We start from the raw sequence: 10,382 nt of genomic DNA on the forward strand, positions 1-10,382 counted from the left end.
GCAGTTTCAGCAGTCGCGGTGTCGTTCGTGCGGTCTGCGCTCACGCCTAGGCTCGATGCCGTGAACCCCTACACGATTTTCTCCGAGATCATTGCCGGGACCGCCGAGGCGTCGCGCGTCCACGAGGACGACACCGCGATCGCGTTCATGGACATCAGGCCTCTCACCACCGGGCACGTGCTCGTGGTGCCCAAGCAGCAGTATCGGACGCTGGCCGAGTTGCCGCCCGAGATCGGTGCGCATCTGTTCGTCGTCGGGCAGAAGGTGGCTGCCGCTGTGCGAGCGAGCAATCCGCGCGTCGCCGGGGTGAACCTGTTCCTCGCCGACGGCACGGTGGCAGGTCAGGAAATCTTCCACGTGCATCTGCACGTCATCCCGCGCATGATCGGCGACGGATTCGGCCTGCGGGCTCGGCCGTCGTCGCCGCATCGATCCGAACTCGACCGACTGGCGGCGGAGATCGCGGCCGCGCTTACTCGGCAGTGACCTTCTGCGCCTTGGACAGTGCATCGGCGTAGACGTCGATGGTGTTGGTGTAGCGGCTGTAGCTCTTGTTGGCGCCGTAGTCCCACAGCACCATCTGTTGCTTCTCGACGGCGGAGATGGTGTCGAAGCCGGGGTAACGGCTCGGGATGTCGGCAAGCTTCACGTCGGATGCGTTGGCAACGTCGTGGTAGACGAACGCGACATCGGCATCGACGCTCGACACATTCTCCCAGGACACCTTCTTCCAGTAACCGTCGTCGGTGCCGTCGGGGGTGTACATCTTCAGGCCCCAGCTTTCGTAGTCGCTGAAGTCGGGATCCGCCGACGGATCGAGTACGTAGGCGACGTCGAGGGGCCAGACTCCCACTCCGGTGAGGTCCTGACGTTCGGACGCAACCTTCTTGAAGTTGGTGACAGCAGCGTCGTAGTCGGACTTGATGTCTGCCAGTTGTGGGGTGTCGAGGTCGACGCCGAGCGACGACGCCAACCCGGCGTAGTTCTCGATGGTCTTCGCGGTCGACGTCGTGTCCAAGGTGACCCCCAGGGTGGGAGCGATCCGATCGATCGTGTCGGCCTTGGACGAATCGGCCGTCGTGGTCAACTTGCCGAACTGGCCGAATCTCGGGTTGAACTCACCGATGACGAGATCCGGGTCCAGGCTGGCGGCTTTCTCGAAATCGAAGGTGCCCCAGGTCTCGCCGACCGATTCGATGCCCGTCAGATCGGAGCAACTCAGAATCGGGCTGGTCCCCATCGGCGTCGTCGACCAGATGGCGATCGGCTTGATTCCGTACGACATCAGCGCAGCGGCGGATTCCTCGTCGGCGATGATTCTGGTCGGTTGTGCATCGAGGGAAACGGTCCGTCCGCGGCCGTCGGTGTACGTGAACGGTCCGGACGCTCGGTCGACCGAATCGACGCGGTCGTTCGCACTGCACGCGGCGGGGTTCGCGTTCAGGTCGACGGCCTGGGTGCCGGCGTCGTCGCTGCCGGTGGTGCCACTGCTGCACGCGGCAGCGGCGAGAAGCACGAGCACCGCGATGCCTCCGGTGAGGGCGCGGGGTGCGGAGCCGAATCTGCCCGAAGTCGGTGTCACGTGTCTGCTTTCGTCGAGGCCGAGATGGCCGATGTCGAGTGGAGCGCCGTTCTTCCTGGTGTCGAGGTAGGGGCCGAGGGCACCCTCCTCGCGGTGGCCCACAGATGCTAGCCTCCTCAGGGTCGACTAAGCGAGGGTAGCCTTTCCTTATGGACGGGCTCTGGATATCGCCTGGTCGCGCGCATACGCAACACAGTCGATCGAAGGGGACTCACCGGATGGATCAGCGGGGAATCGGACGGGACGAACTGCGGGCGGTGGTTGCAGAACTGATCGGTGCGGAACCCGGGGCTGTGTCGATGGACGCGGATCTGTTCGAGCTCGGTCTCGAATCGATCGTTCTGATGCGGTTGGTCGGGAGATTCCGCAAGCAGGGGTCGACGGTGACGTTTGCCGAGCTCGCTGCGCAGCCGAACGTTTCTGCCTGGTCCGAACTGATCGGTGGTTCGGCCGAATCGAGTTCCCGAAACCCCGAGCGGCAATCGACTGTGGTCGAACCGGACACGTCGGAGTTCGATCTCGCACTGTTGCAGCACGCCTACTGGATCGGGCGCAGTGCCGAGCAGCGGTTCGGCGGGGTCGCACCGCATCTCTACACCGAATTCGACGGCGAGGCAGTGGATCCCGATCGACTACGTGCGGCGCTCGATGCCGTCGCGCAACGGCACGAGATGTTGCGGGCCCGGATTTCGGACAACGGACAGCAGCGCATCGAACCGACCTCGGGGTGGCGCGGGTTGACGGTCCACGACCTACGATCCGAGTCCGACCCGACCGACCGCCTCGAAGAAACGCGGCTCCGTCTGACCCACCAGATGCTCGATATCGAAGCGGGCGAGATGTTCTCGGCCGATCTGTCGCTCCTGCCGAACGGTCGCACGCGTCTGCACCTGGACATCGACATGATCGCCGGCGACGCAGTGAGTTTCCGTATTCTGGTTGCAGACCTGGCGCGGGCCTACGACGGCGATCCCCTCCGGGCAATCGAGTACAGCTATTCGCGGTACCTCGCCGATCGCCCGATCGATCGACGCAGCGCCCGTGCTCAGGCCGAACGCTACTGGTCCGAGCGCCTCGACTCACTGCCCGGTGCGCCGACTCTTCCGTTGCTGGAACATGATTCGGGCGCTCCGGTAGCGTTGCGTCGGGCATTTCATCTCGACTCCGCGGCATACGGTGATCTCCAGACGCACGCCAGAGCCCACGGAGTCACCCCGGCGGTGGCAGTGGCCACGGCGTTCGCCGAGGTGATCGGTGCCTGGTCTCGTGAACAACGGTTTCTGCTCAACGTGCCCATGTTCGATCGCGCTCCGACGCATCCCGACGTCGAGAATCTCATCGGTGACTTCTCGTCGTCGGTCATGCTGGAAGTCGATCTGAGCGAGCCGCTCTCGTTCGTCGAACGTTCCCGTCGGATCCGGTCCCGACTGCACGAAGACGCCTCGCACGCCGACTATTCCGGGGTCGAGGTGCTGCGCGACCTCGGCCGCCGTCGAGGAGAGCCGGTGCTGGCTCCCGTCGTCTTCACGAGCGCGCTCGGTTTGGGCGAGTTGTTCGACGCTCGCGCGCGGCAGGTCTTCGGTGATCCGGTGTGGATCATGTCGCAGGGGCCGCAGGTGGTTCTCGACGCGCAGATCACCGAACTCGACGGTGGCGTGTTGGTCAACTGGGACATACGCGAGAACGAGTTCCTCCCAGGAGTTCCCGACGCGATGTTCGACGCGTTCGAGACGCTGGTTCGCGCACTCGTGGTCGACGGTGACTCCGTGTGGGCGGAGCCTGTGGGTCAGCTGGTTCCACCGCGTCAGCTGATGTCGCGAACTCCGTCAGCCGATGTACCCCGAACGGACGCGTCGCAGTCGGCCGGGAACGAGACTCTGCACCGCGCCTTCTTCGATCGCGCGTCGCAGCATCCCGACGCGCTGGCGCTCGAGTGGGGCGAGAACGAGTCGATGACGTACGGAGACCTACGAGATCGTGCTCTGAAAGTAGCTGCTGCGCTGACCGATCGCGGCGTGGGGGTGGGCGACACGGTGGGGGTGACGCTGCCGAAGGGGCCCGATCAAGTGGTCGCAGTTCTCGGTGTGCTCGCCGCGGGCGGGGTGTACGTACCGATCGGCGTCGACCAACCGTCGAGCCGTGCTGCGCTGATCGCCCGAAAAGCGGGGTTCACGGTGACGATCGGCGGGTCGGGCGACGACGGTCTCGCGGTGTCCCACGCGATCCTGAGTGAGCCTCGGCCCGCCCCGCACCTCGGCCCCGACACCGCGCCCGCGTACATGATCTTCACCTCCGGCTCCACGGGTGAACCGAAAGGTGTTGTGGTCTCGCATCGCGCTGCGATGAACACGATCATGGATCTGGCCGAACGTTTCGACCTGAGCGAGGGCTACCGTCCATTGTGCCTGTCCGAGTTGGACTTCGACCTGTGCACGTTCGACCTGTTCTCGGTGTTCGCGGCCGGCGGTACGGCCGTGCTAATCCAGGAACACGAGCGCAAGGATCCGCAGCGCTGGGCCGCTCTGATTCGTGCGCGCCGCGTCACGGTGATCAGCTGCGTGCCCCCGCTGCTGGACATGATCCTGTCCACCGGTGACGATGTGGGCGGTTCGCTCGAGGTCGTCATGCTCGGCGGCGACAAGGTGAGTATCGACCTTTACCGGCGGCTGACGGCGGCGGTTCCCGGATGTCGGTTCGCCGGACTCGGTGGCGCTACGGAAACCGCGATCCACAACAGCATCTGTGAGGTCGTGGACGTCGATCCGAACTGGCGCACGGTCCCGTTCGGGGTGCCGCTCGCGTCGATGGCGCTTCGGGTGGTCGATGCGCGTGGGAACCAGGTGCCGGACTGGGTGCCCGGTGAGTTGTGGGTCGCGGGCGTCGGTCTCGCCGACGGCTATCTGGGCGATCCCGAGCGTACGAACGAGCGCTTCGTCGAGGCCGACCGCTACCGCTGGTACCGCACCGGAGACCTGGTTCGGTACTGCCCCGGCTCGATGGCCGAGACCGGCTCCATGGTCGAATTCGTGGGCCGTGTGGACAACCAGATCAAGATCAACGGATTTCGGATCGAACTCGGAGAGATCGAAGCGGCACTCACCGCGGATCACGAGGTGGCCAGTGCCGCAGCCGTTGTCGACCGCACCGCAGCTCCGATCCTGCTGGCCGCCGTGGTGCCGACCGATCGAGACGCGGATCCCCGTGAGACGGTAGCGGCCGTGAGGGCCAGGGCCGCCGAGCGTCTCCCAGCGCACATGGTGCCGGAGCAGATCGTGACGGTCTCCGCGCTGCCGCTGACCGTCAACGGCAAGATCGACTCCGCTGCCGTCGTCCGGCTGTGTCGCGCAGCGGGAGAAAGCGAACGGGTCGATGCCCGGATTGCGCCCAGAACTCACCTCGAAAGCGCCCTCGCCCTGATCTGGCAGAAGGTACTCGGCGTCGACGGCATCGGTGTGACGGACACGCTCTTCGCGCTCGGCGGTGATTCCGTCCTGGCGACGACCATCGTCGCCCGCATTCGCGAGTCCTTCGACATCACGTCGGTCACCGTGCGCATGATGTTCGCGGCACCCACCGTGGCCGGGCTCGCGGACCGGATGATCGGCGCAGAAGGTGACGCAGAATTCCTCGAGGCCACCGCCGAGATCTTCCTGTCGGTCGAAGCGATGTCGGAGGACGAACTGTCGGCCGCGCTCGAACACCATTCCTGACCCGCTTCGCATTCCCGGAGGACGAGAATCCATGGTGCAGAACATGACCGAACTTGCCGAGCCGGACGCCGACGTCGACGCTTTCGTACCGTTCGGCGACGAGCGTGCCCGCAGGTACCTCGACGCCGGGTTGTGGCGAGGTGAAACCCTTCCGGAGGTGTTCGCAACGTGGGCGACGCAGTTCGGCCCTTCGAGGGCGGTCGTCGACGATCGCACGGAGCTGAGGTACGACGAGCTGCTTCGACGAGTGCGGAGCGTCGCAGCCGGATTCGCCGATCGCGGCATCGAACCGGGCGACCGGGTGGTCGTGCAATTGCCGAACTCCGTGAACTTTGCGGTCGTGCTGTTCGCTTTGCTCGAATGCGGAGCGATCCCGGTGCTGACGCTGCCTGCACATCGCCGACGTGAGATCACCCATCTCGCCGCCACCGCATCGGCGGTGGCGTACGTGATCTCCGATCGGGACGGCGACTTCGACTATTGCGAACTCGCCGATGAGGTTCTCGCGTCGGTGACGAGTGTTCGGCACGTCTTCGTCGACAGTTCCGGACCCGAATCGAACGGCGGCGGGTCCCATACCTCTCTGTCCGCGGTGGCCGGGGTGCCCCGACAGTTTCCGCGCGCCCGGCCGACCGATCCTGCCTTACTGCTGGTCTCCGGTGGCACGACGGGATTGCCCAAGCTGATTGCCCGTACGCACAACGATTACGAATACAACGCCAGGGCCAGTGCGGAGGTCTGCGATCTCGGGCCCGAGGACGTGTATCTCGCCGTTCTCCCTGCCGCACACAACTTTCCGCTCGCATGCCCCGGGCTGCTCGGTGCCCTCGGGGTAGGGGCAACGGTGGTGTTCTCCGGCAGTGCCAGCCCAGACCACGCGTTCGCGCTGATCGAGAGGTATCGCGTGACGATCACGGCGCTGGTTCCGACGTTGACTCATCTGTGGTGCGAGGCAACGGAATGGGAGGATGCAGACCTGTCCAGCTTGCGGTTGCTGCAGGTCGGGGGAGCGAAGCTGGCACCTGAGGTCGCCAAGCTGGTCGAGCCCGCGCTCGGATGCCGGCTGCAGCAGGTGTTCGGCATGGCCGAAGGGCTACTGAACTACACCCGAGCCGAGGACAGCGCGGAACTGGTGATCGGAACGCAAGGCAGGCCGTTGTCCCATCTGGACGAGGTGCGCGTCGTCGGTGCGGACGGAAACGATGTATCGCCCGGGGAAGTCGGTGAATTGCTGACGCGGGGCCCCTACACCATCAATGGCTATTATTCTGCGGCAGAACATAATACGACTGCCATCACCCCTGATGGGTTCTATCGCAGTGGGGATCAGGTGCGCGAGCTCGAGTCCGGCCATCTCGTCGTCACCGGTCGCATCAAGGACGTGATCACCCGAAACGGCGAGAACGTCGCGGCCGACGAGCTCGAAGACCTGCTGCTCACCCATCCTGCAGTAGCGCGGGTCGCGGTGATCGGGGTGCCCGATGCCGCTGTGGGCGAAAGTGTCTGCGCAGTCGTGGTGCCGAACGGAAGTGGTCCGACCGTCGCCGACGTGCGGGCCTTCCTGACGGCGGCCGGCTGCGCCGGATTCAAACTGCCCGATCGCGTGGTGACACGAACATCGCTGCCCGTCACCGCCATCGGCAAAGTGGACAAGTCCTTGCTCGTCACACAGTGCACGCAACAGCAGCCGACTCGATGAAGGAACCCATGGATCTCGACGACGTCAGACGTAGGTTGGTGCAGGAGCGGTTGCGGCGTGCCCGAGGCGACGAGGCCGCACCCGAGGCGAGCCGCGGCCCACTCGCAGACGTCGAGTCCGCCGAATTCGAGTCGTTGAGGGAGCAATTCGGATCCATCGACGACGTCTGGCCACTGTCACCACTGCAGCTCGGGCTCGTCTTCCAGGTAGGTGTCGACGCCGATGCCACCGAGCTGTACACCGTCCGCACCGTCGTCGAGGTCGACCGCGTCCTCGACGACGACAGGATCAGGCGAGCTCTGCAATCGGTCGTCGATACCACCGCGGCGATGCGGACGGCCTTCGTGACGCCGGACGACACCGCGCCGGCCCAGGTCGTGCTCTCTGCGGTGCAGGCACCGTTGACGGTGGTGGATCTCCGTGCGTGCCCTGCGAGCGAGGTGGACGATCGATGGAGCCGGATTCTCGCGGACGACCGGGCGCTCTCGTTCGACATCGCTGCGCCGCCACTGTTTCGGGTCACCCTGGTGCACCTTCCCGGAGGGGTCGACCGACTGTTGACCACCTACTGGTTCGGGTGCTTCGACGGCGGATCCTCGGCACTGCTCGTGGCTCGAGTCCTGGAGCAGCACGACGAGAACGGCACGCCCGTTCCGCCGGACCACGGCTACCGTGAGTATCTGCGTTGGCTGGCTTCTCGCGACCGTGCCGAGTCCGAGCAGGCGTGGCAGCGGTACTTCGGCGATATCGACAGCCCGACCTCGGTGGCCGCGGAGGCCACCCGTGGGGACGGTTCACCCCGCAGGATCGAACGCAGAGTGACGGCAGCGGTGTCCGGCGCGCTGGATCTGCACGCACGTCGATCCGGTTCGACTCTGTTCACGGTTCTCGCAGCGGCCTGGGCGAGTGTGTTGATGCGTGTGGTGGGGCGGTCCGATGTGGTGTTCGGTACCGCCGTCGCCGGTCGGCCCATGGATGTGGCCGGTTCCGACACCGCGATCGGCGCGTTCATCAGCACGGTGCCGATCCGGGTGACGGCAGGTGGATTCGATTCGGTCACCGATGTGGCTGCGCGCGTGCAGGATCAGCGTCTCGACCTGATGCCGCACGACACCCTCGGTCTCGGTGGAATTCAGCAGGCCATCGGTGCGGGGGCTCTGTTCGACACCCTGCTCGTCCTGCGTAACGCTGCCGGGCCTGCGGGACGACAAGAATCGACGTCGGCGGGGAACGAGCGCCGCGTGCGACACATCTCGACCGTCGATGGGTCCGAGTTCCCGGTGTCCATCGCAGTGGATCCCGGCGATGAACTGAACCTGTCGGTGACGTATCTACCCGATTCTGTGGACGACGAGCGTGCCCGATCGCTGCTCGACTCGTTCGCATCGGCACTCGATACCGTTGCAGCGCAGCCCGATCTGCCGATCTCGCGCTGGCCGTCTGCCCCGGGCGACATGCCGAGTGTCGTCGAGAACGAGTTCGACGGCCGATCGGAACGACTGCAGGACAACACGATCGCCGAATTGCTCGCCGCACGCGCCGCGGCCGTTCCCGACGACATCGCGTTGGTGTTCGGAGACCGGCGGCTGACCTTCGGCGACCTCGACCGGCGGGTGAACGCCTGCGCACTGGCGCTGCTTCGCCGGGGTGCCGCTCCCGAACGCATCGTGGCCCTCGCTCTGCCGAGATCGGTGGAGATGGTGGTGGCCCTGTTCGCGGTGCTGCGTACCGGTGCCGCGTACCTGCCCCTCGAACTCGACTATCCGACAGAGCGTCTCGACGTCATGTTGGCCGACGCGCAACCGGCCGTTCTGGTGACGACGGTGGACACGGAGAGCCGGGGATTGGCCACCACCGCCACACGGATGGTCGTCGACTCCCCTGAGGTCGCAACAGAGTTGGCGTACGACATCGACGCGTCGGAAGTCGAGGCGGCCACAGCGTCGGTCGGTTTTGCGTCCGGCACCGTCGGCCGACTCGAGCACCCCGCCTACGTCATCTACACCTCCGGCTCGACCGGAACACCGAAGGGCGTCGTCACTCCGTATCGCGGTCTGACGAACATGCAGATCAATCACCGGAACGAGATCTTCGCTCCCACCGTCGCCGTGGCAGGAGACCGCACCCTGCGGATCGCACACACGGTGTCGTTCTCCTTCGACATGTCGTGGGAGGAGTTGCTGTGGCTCGTCGAAGGTCACGAGGTACACATCTGCGACGAGGAATTACGCCGCGACGGTGAGGCATTGGCTCACTACTGCGAGCAGAACAGAATCGACGTGGTCAACGTGACGCCCACGTATGCCGGACATCTGCTCGATCTCGGACTGTTGGACGAACGCGACGGACATCGAATTCCCCTGGTCTTGCTGGGTGGTGAGGCGGTACCGGATGCACTGTGGAGTCGGCTCGACGGCATCGGCTACAACCTGTACGGGCCTACCGAGTACACGATCAACGCGCTCGGTACCGGAACAAGGGACAGCGTCGGGCCGTCCATCGGAGCACCGATTCTGGGCACACGTGCGTCCGTCCTGGACCAGTGGCTACGGCCGGTCCCGATCGGTTCGGTGGGGGAGTTGTACCTCTCCGGTGTCGGTCTTGCGCGCGGCTATGTGAACCGATTCGGCGACACAGCAACGAGATTCGTGGCCGACCCCTTGACTCCGGGCGCACGGATGTACCGCACCGGTGATCTGGTTCGCATTCGAGCCGACGGTCTGTTCGACTACCTCGGTCGCGCGGACGACCAGGTGAAGATTCGCGGCTATCGAGTGGAGACCGCAGAGGTCGAACGCGCCGTGGCCGCATGCGAGGGTGTGATGGGCGCGGTGGTGCGTACGGTGCAGATCGGGAGTGGTACTCGCGCCCTGGCCGCATACGTCGTTCCTCGCGACGGCGGTACGACCGACACGTCCGTGCTGTTCGGTTCCATTCGAGACCGGCTGGCAGCGACGTTGCCCGAGTACATGGTGCCGACGTTGTTCGCTGCCCTGGAACGCATTCCGATGACGATCAACGGCAAGCTCGATGTGCGGGCTCTTCCGACCGTCGACGCCGTGGGAGGAGGCACGTTCGTACCGGCCCGAACGCCGGTGGAAACGATGTTGTGCGAGATCGTCGCGGCGGTTCTGGGTGTCGGACGCGTGGGGATCGACGACGACTTCTTCGCGCTCGGCGGCGACAGCATCACCTGCCTGGCCGTGGCATCGCGGGCGCGAAAGGCCTCGATTCCGCTGGCACCGCGTGAGGTGATGCGCAAGCGGACGGTGCGAATGTTCGGGGCGGAGCTCACACCGGACGCCGACGCACGCCCCGCTGTCCACGCCGCTGCCACGGTGGAACTGTCCCAGGACGAGCTCGACGAATTCGAAAGCAGTATGTGAGCAGA

At 65.4% G+C, this 10,382-nt stretch carries 5 protein-coding genes; 4 read left to right on the forward strand and 1 reads right to left on the reverse strand.

What is annotated here, in order from left to right; genetic code table 11:
* Window positions 1–60 precede the first annotated feature (60 nt).
* Complete coding sequence (locus tag RFA01S_RS09570; RefSeq protein ID WP_027495809.1) at window positions 61–486, forward strand: HIT family protein; 426 nt, start codon at window positions 61–63, stop codon at window positions 484–486.
* On the opposite strand, the gene RFA01S_RS09575 is transcribed toward RFA01S_RS09570, so the two are convergent.
* Complete coding sequence (locus RFA01S_RS09575; RefSeq protein WP_032407160.1) at window positions 473–1,684, reverse strand: ABC transporter substrate-binding protein; 1,212 nt, start codon at window positions 1,682–1,684, stop codon at window positions 473–475. The genes RFA01S_RS09570 and RFA01S_RS09575 overlap by 14 nt on opposite strands.
* Before the next feature lie 116 nt (window positions 1,685–1,800).
* Between RFA01S_RS09575 and RFA01S_RS09580 the strand changes: the two genes are divergently transcribed.
* From RFA01S_RS09580 to RFA01S_RS09590, 3 genes are read left to right on the forward strand one after another with little or no spacing between them, the layout of a single operon-like run.
* Window positions 1,801–5,292, forward strand: coding sequence for a non-ribosomal peptide synthetase (locus RFA01S_RS09580; protein ID WP_032407159.1), 3,492 nt, complete (start codon window positions 1,801–1,803; stop codon window positions 5,290–5,292).
* Window positions 5,293–5,335: 43 nt separating this feature from the next.
* On the forward strand, window positions 5,336–6,991 hold the full coding sequence (locus tag RFA01S_RS09585; protein WP_027495812.1) for a (2,3-dihydroxybenzoyl)adenylate synthase: 1,656 nt from the start codon (window positions 5,336–5,338) through the stop codon (window positions 6,989–6,991).
* Window positions 6,988–10,377 carry a non-ribosomal peptide synthetase gene (locus tag RFA01S_RS09590; RefSeq protein WP_139278425.1) on the forward strand — a complete coding sequence of 1,130 codons (3,390 nt, stop codon included), beginning with the start codon at window positions 6,988–6,990 and terminating at the stop codon, window positions 10,375–10,377. Before RFA01S_RS09585 ends, RFA01S_RS09590 begins: the two co-directional genes overlap by 4 nt.
* The last annotated feature ends 5 nt before the right edge of the window (window positions 10,378–10,382 follow it).

The sequence above is a fragment of the Rhodococcoides fascians NBRC 12155 = LMG 3623 genome (genome assembly GCF_001894785.1).
In the GTDB taxonomy this organism is placed as follows: Bacteria; Actinomycetota; Actinomycetes; order Mycobacteriales; family Mycobacteriaceae; genus Rhodococcoides; species Rhodococcoides fascians.